The sequence below is a fragment of the Bradyrhizobium sp. Tv2a-2 genome (assembly GCF_000472425.1).
Taxonomy (GTDB): Bacteria; Pseudomonadota; Alphaproteobacteria; order Rhizobiales; family Xanthobacteraceae; genus Bradyrhizobium.
Map to the genome: position 1 here is coordinate 263,897 of NZ_AXAI01000009.1, position 15,978 is coordinate 279,874.

Consider the following 15,978-nt stretch of genomic DNA (forward strand, 5'->3'; position numbering starts at 1 on the left):
GAAATCAACAGGGATGTGCGCTGTGTGCGCCGGGAGTGCGCACACTCATGCCGATTATTTCTTTTTCCGGGAAGCGACGCGCGCCGCCTGCAAGATTGGCCTTGAGGGGCTGGTCCCGAAACACCGCGAGCGCGCCTACAAGGGCGGGCGCTGCGCGTACTCGATCAAGATCAAGAACCCGGGATGGTCGCGAAGGAGAAGCTGCGCTTCGGGGGAAGGGGACGCGCGAGCCAGCGCGGATAGGCTCGAACAACCTTCCGGTCGGCAGAGCGGGAGCTAGGCAGGGCGGCCGGCCTAAGAACGAAAGCAGGACATTGCTAAACGCTTAGGAACGATGCGGAATGCCGGCGTGCTTCTTGCGGCGCTTTGGATCGGCGGCGCAGGGGCCAGTAGCGACGAATTTGACGAAGTCTATGTGTGCTCGGCCCCCAGATTGATCTTTCGCTAGACCTCCGTTTCGACTTCGACCGGCACCGTCGCGGCTGCGACGGTGATCGGCGTGTGAATGTCGAGCTCCAGGTTACGCGTCCTGAGGCTTACAATCAGTGCATAACGTGTCTGTCGATTGCAGACGTCAGGCGACGAGCGGTCGCGCCACCAGCCATTGACCGGTTTGACGCATAGCATGGTCCGGCCCAGTAATTCGATCGCGGGACCGCGCCAGACGTCGCAGTGCAGCGATCCTGCCGACACACTATCCTGTCCGAGAACCCAACGTGTATCGGCGGGTACGGGAGTGCCCCGGCGGCGTGGGTTCGCTCGCTCAGAGGCATTGACCCGAGTCTTGAATTGCGTAAACGTTTCTCTTGGCCGTTGCAGGTCGAACCGCAAGCCGTACGATTGATATCGCTGAGAGTCTACGTTCGCCGACAATCCTGGATTGGGATCGATGAAGTACGAGAGCGTGACCTTCAACTCAACTGGCTCGTTCTCGAGCTCCTCCAACATATCTCCCGGTATTGGCAGATTGTAGTAGTGGCACTCGTTGAATTTCCGATTGCCCCTTACCTGAAACGGTTGGATTTCGGACTGTGCAATCATCGCAAGGTGATTGATTGCGGACGCGTTGGCGCGATCGAAGTCAGGCACGCCATATCCAAAACGCCGGATAAGCTGATATCGCTCGCGTTTGCTTGGTGTGGCGTCGATCGCCGCCAGCATCGCTGGGGTCCATTCTGCGCTATGCACCATAAGAGCACGGATAGTTTCCGGCCAAAAATCGGGATTGGAAGCCATCAACCGGGCAGCCATGCGCGCGCCCTGTGCTGCTGCTGCGCTGGTCGCTTCGAACGGCACTAGCGGCAAAACCGGATCTCGGCCAGTGGTCAAAAGCGAGAGCGATCCCATCGTCAAGACCTCGGTCTGGCGAGGATCAATCGCACGGTTTCCTGCTTCAAAGACGAGTTCTGGTTTGAACGGCGCGATGCCTTGCTGCCACGTCACGCTGGTACGGCTGTGCGGACTAACCTCGCCCGCGGCCACCATCGGAGTCCAATCGGTATAGCCATCGTCGCGCACCGCGATGAGGTCCGTATAGCCGCCAACTGTGAGCGCGTTCCAGGCCTGAGCCGGATCTTCAATCGGATAATTATCTTGAGGCTCCACAAGAGCAAATGTTGTCTCAGCAGGTACATTGCCCGCAGAAACCACAATTAGCCGACGGGGGCGCTCGTCTTCACCCCCATCAGCGACCATGCATCCCGCTGCTGCTTGGTCGATCGCGGCGCTCCAGCTTGATGCTGTTGCGCCCGAGACGTTATCGTTTGTCACGGCGAGGCAATAAGCTCGCTTGCGTTCCGGAGCTTCGATTTCAGGAAGAACCAAACCCGCCTGCGTCAGAATCCCGTAGCTCTGAGGTTCGCTCGGGTCGAAACCAGCGGGCGGTAAAATTTTGACGGACTCCAAACGATGTAAAAGAAAACGCTCCTCCGTGTCGGCAAGCGCGGCCGTCAGGTCGCCATGCAGAGCAAGACCGGCCATCGCCGTCCCGTGACCGTCAGCATCATGGTCATCTGTGCCCCAGTCTGGGTTTATTGCGAAGCCATCATTGATGCCAAGCGCAGGTTCAATTAGCGGATGGCCACGGTTGATACCCGTATCTAGAACGCAGACCGCCGGAGCATAATTGCCCGGCCAAATGACGCGCTCCGCGAGGGCATCTACCCAAGCTTGCTCATCACCACGGATGTCATCCGTGAAAAATGTCGGGCTATCGTCGGCGATCCGCAATTCCGCGATGGCGTCCGTGGCGAACATCAAGAGTTCGATTGTAACGCGGTTTGCGAGAACAGGCACGACTACGACCTCGTGGAAATATAGCCTGCGATCTCCGTCTCCCGTGCGAACCTCTAGGCGCGCGCAAACATCCTCGATGACCGCTTCTTTGTCGCGATAACACCAAAGCGCCCACCACATATCCACCTGTGCGCCTTCCGGCACGGGCCTTGCGTCTGTCCAGAGCGTACCAATCCGGGCGACTCGGATATTTTCAATTGCCTCAACTTTTGCCTTGTTTGGCGGGTTTTGTCCTCGCTCGGTAAGTGGGCCGGTAAGATAGTCACTGATGATTTGTTCAAGCAAGGGCCGCGCATTATTGGGCACGTGAAGCGCAATCGTGGTCCGACGTGCCTCATCTTCTCTCGCGGCACCGGCGCGAATGCCTTCGGTTTTCATGTCAAGCACGTCAGCGGCCGTGCCCTTGCGCAGTTCAACCTCGATGACGCTGCTTGACGCGGGTTCGAGCCGCGTATCGGTCGGGCGTAATGCATCAGCAGCCGCCAGCGCCACTGTGAGTTCGTTGTGAATCCTGCGGCCATGTTCCTCGCGGATGCGAACGGCGCTGGAACTGAAAACTTGGTCTCCGGAATATCGCTGAGAGTCAGCGAACGCACTGATGTCAACGTGCGGGAGCGTAAAGCGTGATGCCATACATTATGAACTTTCAGAGTCCAAAAAGGCCTTTCGCATCGCGTGGCGCTCTTGCAATCTGTTCAGGATATCCTCCGTCGTCAATTGCCTGCATTCCTCCAGTATTGCCGTTTTCACTGCGTCATCCGCGGCACGCACAATTTCCGATTGGCTCAAGCCGTCCGCAGCAGCGATCAACTTTTTCCAATTTGGATTTATTACCTTCATTGGTGCGACATTGGCGTTAATCAGTTGCCTTATCTGCACCGAGGTCGGAGCATCGAATTCCAAGATTTGGTCGTACCTCCGCAATAATGCACGGTCAAGTAGCGACGGATGGTTTGTTGAACAAATAACGACGCTATCGGTCGAATTGCTCTCCTCCATGAATTGGAGGAAGGAGTTTAAAACCCGGCGCATCTCCGCGACGTCATTGGTTGCCGTCCGCTGACCTCCGACCGCATCAAACTCGTCGAACAGATACACTCCTCGGCGCTTGGCCGTCTCCTCGAAAATCAAACGCAGCTTCCCTGCAGTCTCACCCATATAGCGAGTAATCATTCCCTCAAGCCGGATGACAAAAAGGGAAAGATGCAACTCTCCTGCTAACGCCTCCGCGGACATCGTCTTGCCGGATCCGGGCGGCCCGACGAACAAAAGTCGCCGACTAGGCGTCTTGCCGTGCTCACGCAGCCAATCGCGTTTCCGCTGCTGGCGAAGAACATCGTCAAACCGCGCCGAGATGCGCTCATTCAAAACGACATCCTTGAGCTTGATGCGAGGCTCACGCAACTCCAGGAGACCTTCGAGATTGCCACGAGGGTGCGCGATTGAAATTGGAACACTTGCTCCGCGTGATTGGCGAGCGCGCGCTTTGTCGATTTCAGCACGCATTTCCTGCGCCGTCTCACGGCGGCCCTGACGCGCTTCCGCAGCCGCTACCTGAAGGGCAATCGAGAAGAACGCATCCTCGTTACCCTCAGCGCGACTGCGCAGCATGGCTAGAATTTGCTTCGCGTTGGACACGGCCCTACTTCTCCCCGGACCACATATATACCATTGAGGCCCCTCAGCTGAATGGCTATGGGCGCGACATAGTGTGTGAACTTGTGGAACGGTTAAGCCGTTCCGTATGAGTGGCCAAATCTCACCCCGAATCGGTGCATTATCGGGCAGTTTCATGCAGCCAAACAGGGACGGCCTCCCGTGCCGGAGCCGTCCCCCGGCCGGAGATCAGGGCGTCGGGTGAGTGCGAAGGTCATGCCGCTGCCTTGTCTTCCTTGTCCGCGCCACGCGCGCAGGTTTCCGAAGTAACGGTTGGGCCGCCAACGAATTGCCTGGCGCTCCAGGCCTCGCAGTCGAGCCGATGAGTCTCAAAGAGCGCATGGTCCGCGGCCTGATGGGCGCGTGGCATCGGTGACTGGGCGCCCTGGGCCTGTTCGGCCTTGTGCAGTTTCTTGGCGTAATGCCGACGGTCGCGCCTGGACATCGGCGGGTGGATGATGCTGGCGGCGGACATGGCCGCATGATTTGCGTCGTTCGGCCTCGGAGTGAAGCCGCTAGAACTAGTGCGCAGCAACGTGGAAAGTACCAAATTCGCTCTTCAGCACCGCGTCTCGTCCTTATTTTTTTCTGGCTTTCCTGCCGCTGGAGCTTTCGTTGCCGTCGAGTCGGTGTGGGTAGTGCTTAGGGTCTTCAAGCACCGGCATCGGATGGCCCTCTGGCCAGTTCTCCTCGAACCATTCTGTCAAGAAATCGTACTTGCGGAGCGTGCACGATGTCCGATTGCTCTTGAGATCAAGGTAGAAAGAAGCCGTCTTCGTCGAGTTGGTGCCAACTGTCGTCAGCTTGACGCGCTTTATCTCTGCGAATCGTTCGGCGAGTGTCACGAGGTTTCTCACCAGAACTGACGAGATTGGTTGAACTTCGAATTTCCTGCTCATGACTTTCTATGACGTGGTCACGATTGGGCTCCACCTCGCGCCGGAAGGAGGCTTCAAGCAGTTTTTTTCATCGTATGGTTGCGTGCCGACCGATTTATGTGGCTCGGCGGGCCTTTCGCTTTTGAGCCATGAACATCCTCAGGTTGGCGTCGTCCGCAGCGAACTTTGTCCAGGCCTCTACCCGACCGAAACGTGAACGAGAAGGGCGCACACGCCCGCGCACAGCGCTCCAGTGAGATCAAGGGCTTGGGCGTAACAGCTCGTTAAGGATGACGATCCGTGAAAATCACCTGTATTCTTGCGGTGTTGTCCGTCTGCAACGCGACAGGGCTTTGTCGGCGCGCCTTCCTGTCCCAAAGCGGCGATTAAGACGCCGTTAACCACGTCCTGATCTTAATCGTTCGCATATTGCCGCACCAACGATCCGCGGCAGCAGTCAGAAAAGAGCTGACTAGAGAGAACCGACATGGGGACCATCATCGAATTTCCGGCGCCGCGGCGGCTGGGCTCAACGACGGAGTTCGCTCCGCTCGAGACCGCCGCGACCGTCCTGATCCTTCCCGTCGTTCGCATCGAGCGTCACACCGACGAGACGAGCGGCGACCGCGGGCCCGAGCAGGGCACGGCTACGGGCCGCCGCCGGCGGCGGCGCTGAACAAAGATTGGAAATGCCATGCCGGGGACGGTTTCTCCGATCAGGTCGCTATCGCCGCTGCCGGCCTTGCTGGTGACGCTTCTGCTCGCAGGCTGCAGCGGCGGCGACTTCTGGCGTACCCGCGACGACATGCGCAACGACGACATGCACAGCTGGATCGGCCGCGAGGCCACATCGAGCGTGGGCATCCGTCCTTCCCAATTCCAGCTCACCGAGAATGAGCGCCAGCTCCGCGACTATGCCTATCCGCTGATCGAGCCGCCGCATTCGCGCCCTGCGTGGAAAAGCGTGTTCGGCGACTACACGCCGATTGCTTCGCCCTGGCGCCAGGCGCCGGTCTTCGATCGCACCGCCTATGGCCGCGCGCTGATCGACGAGCCACATCGCACTCATGCCTCGCGCTATGCGCAGCTGATCGACGACGTGCGCGACGACATCACGCGCTTCGAGCTGTTCTATTCGACGGCCGTGCGCGTCGTCGATCTCGACCGCAAGCGCAGCGCCAGCATGGCGCATATGTCCGAATTGTCACCGCGCGAGAATGCTGATGCGATCAGCCGCATGCAGGAGAACGCGCTCATTGTGCAGTGGGTGCAGCAGTGCCTGGAGCGGCGGGTGTCGTCCTATCGCTGGGGGCTGGAGCGGCTGGTGCTGCAGGCGCCCGACGGCATGGCCGCCGATGCCGACCGCCTGATCGGCGAGCTCGCGGCGCAAACCGCCAATCCGCCGGTCGCAGCCAATCCGCCGGTGATCGGCCGCCCGATCACGACGCGGGGCTGACCCCGCGTCATAAGCCGCAGGTTGGGCAGAGCGAAGCGAAGCGGACAAACGCCGAGAGAAGCAGAGATCGTCCCATTGTCGCCGCTTTCCGTCGCACTTGCGCCATTAGGGCCGAGCCGGTCGCCATGCGGAGCTTCGCGTCGATGCTGACGACGGCGAGATCGGCGCTGGCTTGGCCTCGCCGCCGGTCGAGTGATTCAACAGCTTATTCAGCGGCGACCTCTGCATGCTTCCGTCCGAGGATGCACAACAACTCGCTGGCGGCCGCGAGTTGCATTCAAGCAACACTGTTTGACAAAAATCGATGATCTGCAGTTTCTGCCCTTGGGCGGTCACATCGTGATCCGAGGGTACAGCGGCGTCGCATGCTTGGCGCTTCAATCCGGCCCAGTGGAGCGTTGGGAGGTTACGATCATGAACCCGCGGCGATTGGCGATGGTGCCGGCGCTAACCGTAGTTCTCGCGGGTTCCATTGTCGCCTGGGTTGCTGGCTTCGGTTCGGCCGGCGTCGAACACACCGCTGCGGCGCCAATCGTCGACCGGCCGCCACCATCTCTCACTGCCGACGCCGAGGTCGCGGACTCCCCGCAGACAACGGCCAACGCCGCTGTCGATAGCGCCGACACGACGGCGCTCGCAGGGACTTTGCCTGCAGCGATCCAGCAGATCGTGGTATCGCGCCCGAGCGTCGCCACGCCGAATGTGAGAGTTGCTGATGCATTCGGCGCCATTCCGCTGAACGTGACCAAGGCGCTGACCACTGTCGACGCAGTGTCGTCGACCCCGGCCGTCGAGGCGGAATACGATACGAGATTATCGGCTAATGCGATTGTTGCTGCGGGATTCAGCGACGCGGCGCCGCGCGGGGTGCCGTCCGCTGCCGCGAGTTCGCCGCGCCAGGCTCTTGCCAGCCTGGAGGTTGCGCCGTCCGAGAACGAGGCAACGTCACAGCAGGACCGTCTGCTCGCTTCCTCGCCTTCTTCGCCCAATCCGGACGAAGGCGAACAGTCGTATCTGAAGTACTACGTCTACTCGGAAATTCCGCCGCCGGAGAAACCCGCGAAGATCGCCTTGGCGGCATTGAGCCGCGTTCCACTCGGGACGCCCGTCCGGGAGATCGAACGTGCGGCCGAAGCGTTCGGTGTCGATGTCAATTTCATGAGGGCGGTTGCCAAAATCGAATCCGATTTTAATCCCAAGGAACGCACCGGCTCCTATATCGGTCTGTTCCAGCTGAGCAAGTCTGAGTTCAACCAATACGGGTCGGGCGACATCCTCAATCCTCGCGACAATGCGATGGCTGCCGCCTACAAGTTCGTCAGCGAGGCTGCGCTATTCGAAATAATGACGAACGAGAAGCCGACGTTCGCCAATCTCTATCTGATCCACCAGCAGGGCTGGGAAGGAGCCGCCGAACACGTCAGCCATCCGCAGCAGGTTGCCTGGAAGTCGATGTGCGCGACTCACGAGGGCATGGCGAAGGGCGAGCGATGGTGCAAGCGCGCCATCTGGGGCAACACGCTGCCAGCGGTCAAACGCGAATGGAAGTCGGTAGATAGCCTCACCTCGGGCGCGTTCGTGGCGATGTGGCGGGACCGTGTCGAGACGTTCTATGCCCGCTATCCAGCTGCCAACGTCAATGCCGCGGCGGCCGGAAGCTCGAGATCGAATAGTTTGTAACTGCTCACACGCATGCTGCGACGGAGCGAGGCGGACGTAGCCTTCGTCGCGTCAGATCAACGGGGCTAGCCTAATTCGGGAGCGACGGCCGGCGGCTCTTGCTGCGCGGTGTCTGCTTCTGGAGCCCCGCGATGAAATTCTTCAGCAGGTCCGAAACAGCCTGTCCGGCATCATAGGCCAGCCCCACCTCGCGCTGCACCCGCACGTCGATATCACGGACAGCAATGTCTGGATGGGCGCGTGCGATACCCTCAGGGACGATTGCGATCCCGACGCCGGCGGCAACCAGGGCCATTGCCCAGTCTTCCGATTCCGCAATCGCAGCAGGCTTTCGCGGGCTGGCGTGCCGGCGGAAGAGCTCATTCTGCTCGCAATGGCAGCGATCGACCATCGCGACGCCGTCAAAATCCGCGGGCCGCAACTTGTCCTTCAAGGTGAGGGGATGCGAGGGCGGCAACGCCGCGACATAGCGTTCGGTCCAGAGCGGCACGAAATGCTCCCTCGACTTGAGCATGCTCCTGGAGATGATCCGTGCGTCGGCTCGTTCGTCCGCACCGACGAGGCGGAGCGCGATATCGGGATTGCCGGTCAGGGGCTTTAGCAGGCCGACGATGCGTGCGCGGTCGAGGGTGCGCATCAGGCCGAGTGTGAGGGCGAGCCGCGATGGAGCTTTCCGGAACAGATTCTTCGCTGCGTCGGCCTCGTCGATGATGCGCCGGGCGATGGCATGAAACTGTTCGGCTGATGCCGTCGGCGCGACGCCTTTCTTGTGCCGGACGAACAGAATCGTGCCGAGCTCGGCTTCGAGATTGGTGATGGCGGCCGAGATCGAGGGCTGCGAGATGAAGCAGCGCCGGGCGGCTGCCGTCAGATTGCGCTCGGCAAACACGGCCGCGAAATAGCGGAGCTCGCGGATATCCATAGGTCCATCCTATTGATGGTATCAATGAACAATATTTTACCTATAACCGGCGCCGTGGCAAGCAGGCGGACATCTCAAACGAGGTTTCTCATGCGCATCCATCATCTCAACACCGGCACGATGTGCCCGATCGGCCGGCGGCTGGTGAACGGCACCGGCCACATCTTTCAGCGCGCCCGCATGGTCTGCCACTGCCTGTTGATTGAGACACGGGACGGGCTTGCCCTTGTCGACACCGGCATCGGGCTTGGCGACATCGCCAACCCGATGCAACTCAGCCGGCGATGGGTGCGGCAGACTGCGCCGCGGCTCGACCCGGCCGAGACCGCCGTGCAGCAGGTCAAGGCGCTGGGTTATGCCCCAGGTGACGTGCGGCATCTTCTGCTCACGCATCTCGATCGCGATCACGCCGGCGGCATTCCCGACTTTCCCAACGCGAGGGTGCATGTGCTCCGCGCCGAATATGAGATGGCCGTGCTCGGCAAGCCGGCAGCGCCGAAGGGGCGTTATGTCACCGAGCAATGGCGGCACGGGCCTGACTGGGCGCTCTATGACGACGGCGGCGAGAGCTGGTTCGGCTTCAAGGGCGTCCGCGCACTCGGCGACCGTGAGCCTGATATTCTCATGATCCCGTTACCCGGCCACACAATGGGTCATTGCGGCATCGCCGTGCGCGACAAGGACAAGTGGTGGCTGCATGCGGGCGATGCCTATTTCTTTCACGGGCAGCTGCAGCCCAAGGTCCGGATACCGCTCGTGCTCGGCTATTTCCAGCGCCGCGTCGATATGGATCGCGATGCGCGCCTTGCCAATCAGGAGCGCCTGCGCACGCTGCAATTGCAGCATGGCAGCGAAGTCACCGTCATCAACAGCCACGATCCCGTGCATTACGAGAACTGCCGCTGCGGCAGGCATTGAGAGGCCTGCTAAGCGCGGCCCTGCAGCGGCAGCGGCTGGTCGCCGAGCAACCCCTTGACCACCACCTCGCGCGCCCTCGCCGGATCGAGCGCATGCTCTGCAATCAGCTCGTGGCACTCGGCCATGATCAGGTCGGCGTCCTGCAGCAGCTTGAGCTCCTTGTAGCGGTCTGGCTGCCGCAGACCCATCGCTTCGCCAAGCACCTCCAGCACATTGACGATGCGGAACGGCCAGTCCCGCTCATGTCCGCACAGCTCGCGGTGATCGGAATGATAGACCGCGACCAGCGCATCGACGCCGGCCTTGTGCGCCGCCTCGAGCTCCGCAAGCTGCAATTGCCGTTTGTAGGCGGGTAGCGCGCTCAAGGACACGCTCTGCAATCCCGCCGCCGGTATGTCCAGCGCGACGAGCTCGATGCCGGGGATGGCGCGGAGGAGGTCGGCCGCTGCCTCCATCGTGCCGGCCACGCCGGGATGACGATGCAGCGCGACGCGCATGGCAACGGGGCGGGTGAGGTGAGGGGCGAGATCGGCAAGCCTGCCGCGCAGGAACTTGATGAACGGCGTCAGCTCGAACGGTTTTGCGCGACCCTGTCGTTCCAGCGCCGGAAGCGTGGTCTCGGTGAACTGGACATAGCAGCTCGGACACCATGACAGCACGTTGCCGCTCTTCGAGCGCGCGAGGTGATCGATGGTGTTGGCGCCCATGCGTCCGGCCATCTCGATGTCGGCGGCACGCAACTGCTGCACGCCGCAGCAATGGCTTGGGCCGCCGAGCACCCGGTAGCTGATACCAAGCCGGTCCATGATATCGAGCGCGAGCAGCGCGATATGCGGCGTCTTCAGCACATTGCAGCCGGTGTAGAAGACGAAGTCCGGCAGCTCTTCGGATGTGCCGGCCGATGCGCGTCCCTGTCCGAGCCGCTCCAGCGTGGTGTGATCGAGCTGCAGCTGCGACAGGGTGGCGACGTCGCGGCCGAGATCGCGGAACGCCTGCACGCCGTCGCGCCGCCGCTCCGGCAAGTCCTTGCTGGCACGTCGCATGGCGGCTCGCGCCATCGCCAGCAGGAAACGCGGATTGACGTTATAGTCGCAGGCCTTGATGCATTCGCCGCTGAGCACGCAGGACGAGGCCCATTTGCGCGAGGCTTCGGGTCCTTGGCCATCACGGATGATGTCGAGAGCGCCGGCGATGACCTCGATGGGATCGGCGTTGCCGATGCCGGCCGGCTCCATGGTCGGACAGGCCTCGACGCATTTGCCGCAGCGGATGCACGCATCCATCATGTCGTGAACATGATCGTCGAGGGCAGCTTCGAATGAGACTTCGTCCATGGACGGCCTCCCTTGCCGGGCGTTGGGCAAGAGTAGCCAGTCGACAATCCGTTGACTAGGTCCATGGACTCATTGGCTCACCGCCAGCCGACACCCCCAGCTGAATCCGTCGAAAATGACCTGACTGCTACACAGGTGGTCCTTGTCTCCGGTCGTTTTGTCCGCTGGAGGTCCCCGCCGTATGCAGAAGGAGCTATGCACGAATGACAGCGTCGAAGAGGTCGTCCGATCGGGAAACGCTGCTCCAGTTTCCGGACCACGAGCAGGGTTGATCCAGATCAACGGCTCTCGGCTTGGACGCGCCCCATTATGTCCAAACGGCACGGATAGAGGGCAAACAATGATCAAATGGACAGTAGGTGTGCTTGCTCTGGTCTTGGCGTCGTCGGCTCTCGCCATGCCGCGTGCTCCGCTGCAAGCGCCAAACGACATGGTCGTCAAGGTTAGGTAAGCATGTGTACCGGGCATGCACTGGGTCAATGGCGTTTGCATCAGAAATCCCGCGCGCCGTGCCGCAAGCAAGTGTGCAAGGGGAGCGTGCTAACACCTTGGACAGCGCCCGACCGGTCGATGTTAACCTGTTCCACTTCCCGGCCGGTGCGCAAAAGCGGGCCTTTGGCTCGACAGCCGACGGCGAACCCTCGCAGCGGGAGGCGGCACGGCCATGGATGACTTATCGAGAATTGGCTTTGATGCCGCCAAGCTGCCGGTTTGGCTCCGCATCGTGGTTGTGGTGGCGCTGGTGGTGCTGGCTACTGGCGCGAGCCTGTTTGCGTACCGCTGGTACGTCCGGCCGGTGACGTTGTCGATCGCGGTCGGGTCGTCAGATGGCGAGGCTCCCAAAATCGTGTCGGCGCTTGCGAGCAGGCTTGCTGTCAATAACGCGCCGGTACGCCTAAAAGTGGTCGAGACCACCGGCCCAATTGAATCCGCCGCCGCGTTTTCGTCCGGCAAGACCGACCTTGCCGTCGTTCGCGGAGATGTCGGCGACCTCTCGCACGCGCAAGCCATTGTGGTCTTGGCCCAGGCCGTGGCGCTGCTTGTTGCCCCCCCGGGATCGGCGATTACGGACATGGCTGGCCTGAAGCGCACGACCGTGGGCGTGGTGGCAGCCGACACCAATCAGAGGATCGTCAGCGTGTTGACCAGGGCGTATGACCTTGACCGCGCCAACGTCGTATTCAAGAACGTTGCACTCGACCAGGTGCGCCGAGCGCTCGATACGAAGGAGATACGTGCCGTCCTCTTCGTCATGCCGCTAAGTGACAAGTACTTATCTCTGGTGCGGGGGCTATTCCCCCAGAATGCGAAGACCGCCCCGGTTCTGATCCCGATCGAGAATGCGGGAGCGATTGCGGAGAAGGAGCGCGCTTATGAGAGCTTCGACATCCCGAAGGGTACGTTGCGCGGATCCCCTCCCGTTCCCGAAGATGATGTGACCACGCTGCAGACTTCCTTCTACCTGGTTGGCAAGAAGAGCCTCGACAACGATATGATTGCCGGATTTACGCAAGCCATAACGAGCGCTCGCAGAGATCTTTTGGCCGAGTTACCGATTCTTGCGCAGTTCAAGGCGCCCGATACCGACGCTGGTGCCTATCTTCCCGTTCATCCGGGAGCAGCAGAGTTCTATAACGGTAACCAGCAAACTTTCCTGGACAAGTGGAGCAACGTCATCTTTCTGGCGCCAATGGCTCTTGGCGCGCTCGCCACGGTTCTTGCCGCGGCCTGGCAGTTTCTCCGATCCGGCGAACTCAAGCCGAGGGAGCCGGCACTGGATTCCCTCTATGCGTTGGGGCGAAAAATAAGGCTCGCCGAAAACGAAACGGAATTGTTGGAGATCGAAAATCAGATCGACGAGGTTCTGCGCGCGCAACGCGCCAGAGCAGATGACGACGAAAACGCGCTGGATGCGGCTACGCTAAATGTTGCGGCCCATCGTCTTGAAAATCTCATCCACGATCGAAGGGTTGCGCTTGCCTCTGCAAATCCGGAGCCAACGCTACAAGTCCGAGGCCGGTCGCTAGAGTAGAGGCGGGCGACCTTTCTGGTCCTGCTGCCTTTTTGCCAAGGCGGAAAGCGCCGCTTCTGGCCCCTTTGAGACATGCCGACGAACCGTGAGAATGTCTGTTTATCGGCGTAGACTGGAAGTGATCGGCCACCATGCCTGGCGGGGATCGAAGCTTGCGCGTCATCGCACCATTGGTCCCGCGAGCTGCAGGCGTTGGGGCATACGGTGCGATTGATGCCTCCGGCCTATGTGAAGCCCTACGTCAAGCGGCAGAAGAACGACAGCACCGGCGCGGAGGCAATTTGTGAGGCGGCATCTCCAAGCAGGGAGACCGCTGTATTCGACGGTTGCTCGTCATCGGCGCGACAGCCGTTGTTCAACACGCCCGGCGGCATCCGGAAAGCATCCCTGGATCATAAGGCTGCGGATGTTTGCCGGGTTGAGAAAGGGCGGCAAACCCGAAGCGGAAATCCTCTCATTTGCCGTTCGGAACGACTGTCCTTGGGCCACTGCGATAAGCGTGGGATTTGTTGGTTCTCGCTCCCTGCGCGTAGATGTCGCCTTGCGGCGGGTAGACATCGATGCCCTGCGCGTAAATATCGCCGTAGCCGATTTGCTGTACCGTGGGGGGAACAGACGATTTGGGCCCTCCCTGATACTGCTGAGCCGTGCTGGACACTGTCAGGAATGGCGTGAGGAGTGCGACTGCAAGGATGTACTTGATAGTCATGAGCTTCCTCCGGCATTTTCCGCTGGAATACTGTTGGTAGGGTACAGCTTCGGCTGCACTGATTTTCATCAAAGAGGCGTGAATACGTCTATTTTTTAGACTTCGGCGATGCTGCCTTACTTGCTGCAGAGGTGAATGCGGGGCAGCAATCCAGGCAAATCGCTTTCAAATCAGCTTCTTAGTTTGCCCACCTTAAGTGGGCCGCCGGTGGCATGCGATTTGCGAGGCGTGGCGCATGATTGATCCGCCACTGCCTAGGAAAAGGACATGCGAGCGCACCTGATTGCTGCGGTAGTATCGACAGCGTTGAGCGTCACGTCGGTCTTTGCGACCGAAATTATCAGCGGCGACATCGGCGGTAAGATGCGGGATTACACGACGCACTTCCGGCAGCTGCGCGACTCTGGCGAGCCCGTTGTCATCGCCGGCACATGCGTCTCGGCCTGCACGATGGTGCTCGGACTGGTCCCGAGCGACCGAATCTGCGCCACCCATAATGCAGTGTTTGGTTTCCATGCCGCATGGACGTTCGATGACTCCGGCAAGCGCGTCGTCAGCCCTTCCGGGACGGAAGATCTAATGAGGACCTACCCAGCTCCGGTGCGCGCCTGGGTCGCGCGGCACGGTGGGTTGACGTCGAAAATGATCTATCTGCGAGGTCGTGATCTCGCCGCCATTGTTCCGCCCTGCAGCTCACGCGTGGCGTCTGATTCACGCGCAAAGCCCTTTGGCGAGACTCATCAAGTTGCGGATGGAAATACGCCTCGCGCCAGTCTCGACGCACGCTGAACAATTGTCCGCTGCACTAACGTGCTCATTCGTGCTTGCAGCCTTGGTGACGGGGACTCGAGCGAGATATCGCGAAGTCGGCATTTCAAGTGCACCGCGTTGATGCCGTCGGCGAATAGCCGCTTTGCGACGGATCAGCGCCGTGCCTGCGGCCTTGACGGCTCGGGCTGCTTGACGGGCTGATCAGCCTGCACACTGCAGCTCGAGGCCGCGAGCGAGGCCTGCGCCTGCACCATCAGGCCGGGCTCGGGCGCCAGCGCCTTCATCACGATCAGGCCGGTTGCGGTCGGTGAATCGATGATCAGCCGGTCGGCGGCGGTGATGTCCTCGTCCTCCGGCAGCGCTTCGTGCTGCGCTTCGGTCATCAGGTCGAGCTCGATCACCTTCTTGCCGGCGGAGCGGTCGTTGATGGCGTAGTAAGCGCGCTCGTTGCGGGTGTAGAACGACACTGAGGTGTAGGCCTGGCTGACCGGGACCTTGAGCTTGATCGGTCCGGTCGAGAGGTCGTAGCGGCAGATCGCTTCCGCAAAGGCCGGGTCCAGATAGGGCATCAGCGTATTGCCGGGATCGGCCAGCGGAAGCTGGGTGACGGCGTTCAGCTTGGTCAACGGCGTCAACCGCGAATAGGCGTCCTCGCTCGCGATCTTGGGCAACGCCAGCACGCTGACGAGATGCACGATGAGCCCGAGCAGCACGCCGGCGGCGACGGTGAAGGCGAGCCGGATCATGGGCACCCCACCGTGGCAATCGCCGGCATCGGGGCGTCGCGCTTGGAGCGGGTCGCGACCCCGACCGGCGTGTCGTAGAGGCGCAGCATCAGCGCATAGCGCTCGATGCCGCCGGTGGGCAGCCAGTTGCCGGCGCGCGAGCGCGAGGCGATGTGGATTTCGAACGAGCCGTCCGCGCCGCGCACGACCTCCTGGCTGGTGAAGCCGTAACGCTGCAGCGAATTGGCAACCAGGTGGCCTTTGCCGTCATAGAGCGTCAGCGTCCAGAACCGCGCCGCGGGCGTCACCCCGCTGACGACCACGTCGCAGCGGCCATCGAGCGGGCGTTTGCGATCGTCGGCGCCGGCCGTGAATGCAATTCCGTCACCGGTGCCGATCGGCAATTCGCCGTTGCGGGTGATGGTGGCGCGCGAATACGGATCGACGTCGGCGGTGCCGGTGCGCGGGCGGGCGGTCCAGGCCCCGATGGTCAGTGTGCCGAGCTCGGTGCCGCGGGTGGTCGTCATCCATGTCGAGCCGACCCCGACGATGGCGGCGATACACAAAGCGAGGATGGTTCCGAAAATCAGCCGCACGGGTTC

15 protein-coding genes and 1 pseudogene are annotated in these 15,978 nt (G+C 61.2%); 7 read left to right on the forward strand and 9 right to left on the reverse strand.

The annotated features are described in order from the left end of the window. Positions 1-444: 444 nt before the first annotated feature. The 4 genes from A3AI_RS0120990 to A3AI_RS0121005 form a co-directional block, all read right to left on the reverse strand. A complete protein-coding gene (locus A3AI_RS0120990) occupies positions 445-2,787 on the reverse strand; it encodes a S8 family peptidase (protein ID WP_198030157.1) in 2,343 nt (780 codons plus the stop codon). 144 nt (positions 2,788-2,931) lie between these two features. Then, a complete protein-coding gene (locus A3AI_RS0120995) occupies positions 2,932-3,933 on the reverse strand; it encodes an AAA family ATPase (protein WP_024517459.1) in 1,002 nt (333 codons plus the stop codon). Between the two features lie 232 nt (positions 3,934-4,165). Next, complete coding sequence (locus tag A3AI_RS0121000) at positions 4,166-4,426, reverse strand: hypothetical protein (protein ID WP_024517460.1); 261 nt, start codon at positions 4,424-4,426, stop codon at positions 4,166-4,168. Positions 4,427-4,529: 103 nt separating this feature from the next. After that, on the reverse strand, positions 4,530-4,796 hold the full coding sequence (locus A3AI_RS0121005) for a hypothetical protein (protein ID WP_156927871.1): 267 nt from the start codon (positions 4,794-4,796) through the stop codon (positions 4,530-4,532). A 520-nt stretch (positions 4,797-5,316) separates the two neighbouring features. Here A3AI_RS0121005 and A3AI_RS0121010 point away from each other — a divergent pair. The 3 genes from A3AI_RS0121010 to A3AI_RS49370 all read left to right on the forward strand — a co-directional run bounded on the left by A3AI_RS0121010 (position 5,317) and on the right by A3AI_RS49370 (position 7,965). Then, positions 5,317-5,505, forward strand: coding sequence for a hypothetical protein (locus A3AI_RS0121010; protein WP_024517462.1), 189 nt, complete (start codon positions 5,317-5,319; stop codon positions 5,503-5,505). An 18-nt stretch (positions 5,506-5,523) separates the two neighbouring features. After that, positions 5,524-6,285, forward strand: coding sequence for a hypothetical protein (locus A3AI_RS0121015; RefSeq protein ID WP_024517463.1), 762 nt, complete (start codon positions 5,524-5,526; stop codon positions 6,283-6,285). Between the two features lie 414 nt (positions 6,286-6,699). Continuing rightward, on the forward strand, positions 6,700-7,965 hold the full coding sequence (locus tag A3AI_RS49370) for a transglycosylase SLT domain-containing protein (RefSeq protein ID WP_245286924.1): 1,266 nt from the start codon (positions 6,700-6,702) through the stop codon (positions 7,963-7,965). Positions 7,966-8,035: 70 nt separating this feature from the next. On the opposite strand, the gene A3AI_RS0121025 is transcribed toward A3AI_RS49370, so the two are convergent. Then, positions 8,036-8,887: a LysR family transcriptional regulator gene (locus A3AI_RS0121025; protein WP_024517465.1), complete on the reverse strand. Its 852-nt coding sequence runs from the start codon at positions 8,885-8,887 to the stop codon at positions 8,036-8,038. Positions 8,888-8,977: 90 nt separating this feature from the next. On the opposite strand from A3AI_RS0121025, the gene A3AI_RS0121030 reads away from it, so the two are divergent. After that, on the forward strand, positions 8,978-9,805 hold the full coding sequence (locus tag A3AI_RS0121030; RefSeq protein ID WP_024517466.1) for an MBL fold metallo-hydrolase: 828 nt from the start codon (positions 8,978-8,980) through the stop codon (positions 9,803-9,805). A gap of 8 nt (positions 9,806-9,813) precedes the next feature. Here A3AI_RS0121030 and A3AI_RS0121035 read toward each other — a convergent pair whose 3' ends face one another. Then, positions 9,814-11,139, reverse strand: coding sequence for a 4Fe-4S dicluster domain-containing protein (locus tag A3AI_RS0121035; RefSeq protein ID WP_024517467.1), 1,326 nt, complete (start codon positions 11,137-11,139; stop codon positions 9,814-9,816). Between the two features lie 664 nt (positions 11,140-11,803). On the opposite strand from A3AI_RS0121035, the gene A3AI_RS0121040 reads away from it, so the two are divergent. Both A3AI_RS0121040 and A3AI_RS47760 read left to right on the forward strand, forming a co-directional pair. Continuing rightward, a complete protein-coding gene (locus tag A3AI_RS0121040) occupies positions 11,804-13,171 on the forward strand; it encodes a TAXI family TRAP transporter solute-binding subunit (protein ID WP_024517468.1) in 1,368 nt (455 codons plus the stop codon). A gap of 126 nt (positions 13,172-13,297) precedes the next feature. Next, a pseudogene (locus A3AI_RS47760) lies at positions 13,298-13,468 on the forward strand (IS110 family transposase); the annotation flags it as partial. Positions 13,469-13,625: 157 nt separating this feature from the next. Here A3AI_RS47760 and A3AI_RS47765 read toward each other — a convergent pair. Beyond that, entirely contained in the window at positions 13,626-13,880 is a 255-nt protein-coding gene (locus A3AI_RS47765) for a hypothetical protein (protein ID WP_036049000.1), read from the reverse strand. 267 nt (positions 13,881-14,147) lie between these two features. Between A3AI_RS47765 and A3AI_RS0121055 the strand changes: the two genes are divergently transcribed. Beyond that, positions 14,148-14,669 carry a hypothetical protein gene (locus A3AI_RS0121055; protein WP_024517470.1) on the forward strand — a complete coding sequence of 174 codons (522 nt, stop codon included), beginning with the start codon at positions 14,148-14,150 and terminating at the stop codon, positions 14,667-14,669. Positions 14,670-14,803: 134 nt separating this feature from the next. Here A3AI_RS0121055 and A3AI_RS0121060 read toward each other — a convergent pair whose 3' ends face one another. Both A3AI_RS0121060 and A3AI_RS0121065 read right to left on the reverse strand, forming a co-directional pair. Next, complete coding sequence (locus tag A3AI_RS0121060) at positions 14,804-15,397, reverse strand: DUF1254 domain-containing protein (RefSeq protein ID WP_024517471.1); 594 nt, start codon at positions 15,395-15,397, stop codon at positions 14,804-14,806. After that, on the reverse strand, positions 15,394-15,972 hold the full coding sequence (locus A3AI_RS0121065) for a DUF1214 domain-containing protein (protein WP_024517472.1): 579 nt from the start codon (positions 15,970-15,972) through the stop codon (positions 15,394-15,396). The genes A3AI_RS0121060 and A3AI_RS0121065 overlap by 4 nt, the downstream gene beginning before the upstream one ends. Between the last annotated feature and the right edge of the window lie 6 nt (positions 15,973-15,978).

Coding starts and splice junctions, on each gene's coding strand:
- A3AI_RS0121030 (WP_024517466.1), top strand. CDS start 8,978: ATGCGCATCCATCATCTCAACACCGGCACGATGTGCCCGATCGGCCGG.
- A3AI_RS0121060 (WP_024517471.1), bottom strand. CDS start 15,397: ATGATCCGGCTCGCCTTCACCGTCGCCGCCGGCGTGCTGCTCGGGCTC.
- A3AI_RS0121040 (WP_024517468.1), top strand. CDS start 11,804: ATGGATGACTTATCGAGAATTGGCTTTGATGCCGCCAAGCTGCCGGTT.
- A3AI_RS0121035 (WP_024517467.1), bottom strand. CDS start 11,139: ATGGACGAAGTCTCATTCGAAGCTGCCCTCGACGATCATGTTCACGAC.
- A3AI_RS0121025 (WP_024517465.1), bottom strand. CDS start 8,887: ATGGATATCCGCGAGCTCCGCTATTTCGCGGCCGTGTTTGCCGAGCGC.
- A3AI_RS0121010 (WP_024517462.1), top strand. CDS start 5,317: ATGGGGACCATCATCGAATTTCCGGCGCCGCGGCGGCTGGGCTCAACG.
- A3AI_RS47765 (WP_036049000.1), bottom strand. CDS start 13,880: ATGACTATCAAGTACATCCTTGCAGTCGCACTCCTCACGCCATTCCTG.
- A3AI_RS0121000 (WP_024517460.1), bottom strand. CDS start 4,426: ATGTCCGCCGCCAGCATCATCCACCCGCCGATGTCCAGGCGCGACCGT.
- A3AI_RS0121055 (WP_024517470.1), top strand. CDS start 14,148: ATGCGAGCGCACCTGATTGCTGCGGTAGTATCGACAGCGTTGAGCGTC.
- A3AI_RS0121015 (WP_024517463.1), top strand. CDS start 5,524: ATGCCGGGGACGGTTTCTCCGATCAGGTCGCTATCGCCGCTGCCGGCC.
- A3AI_RS49370 (WP_245286924.1), top strand. CDS start 6,700: ATGAACCCGCGGCGATTGGCGATGGTGCCGGCGCTAACCGTAGTTCTC.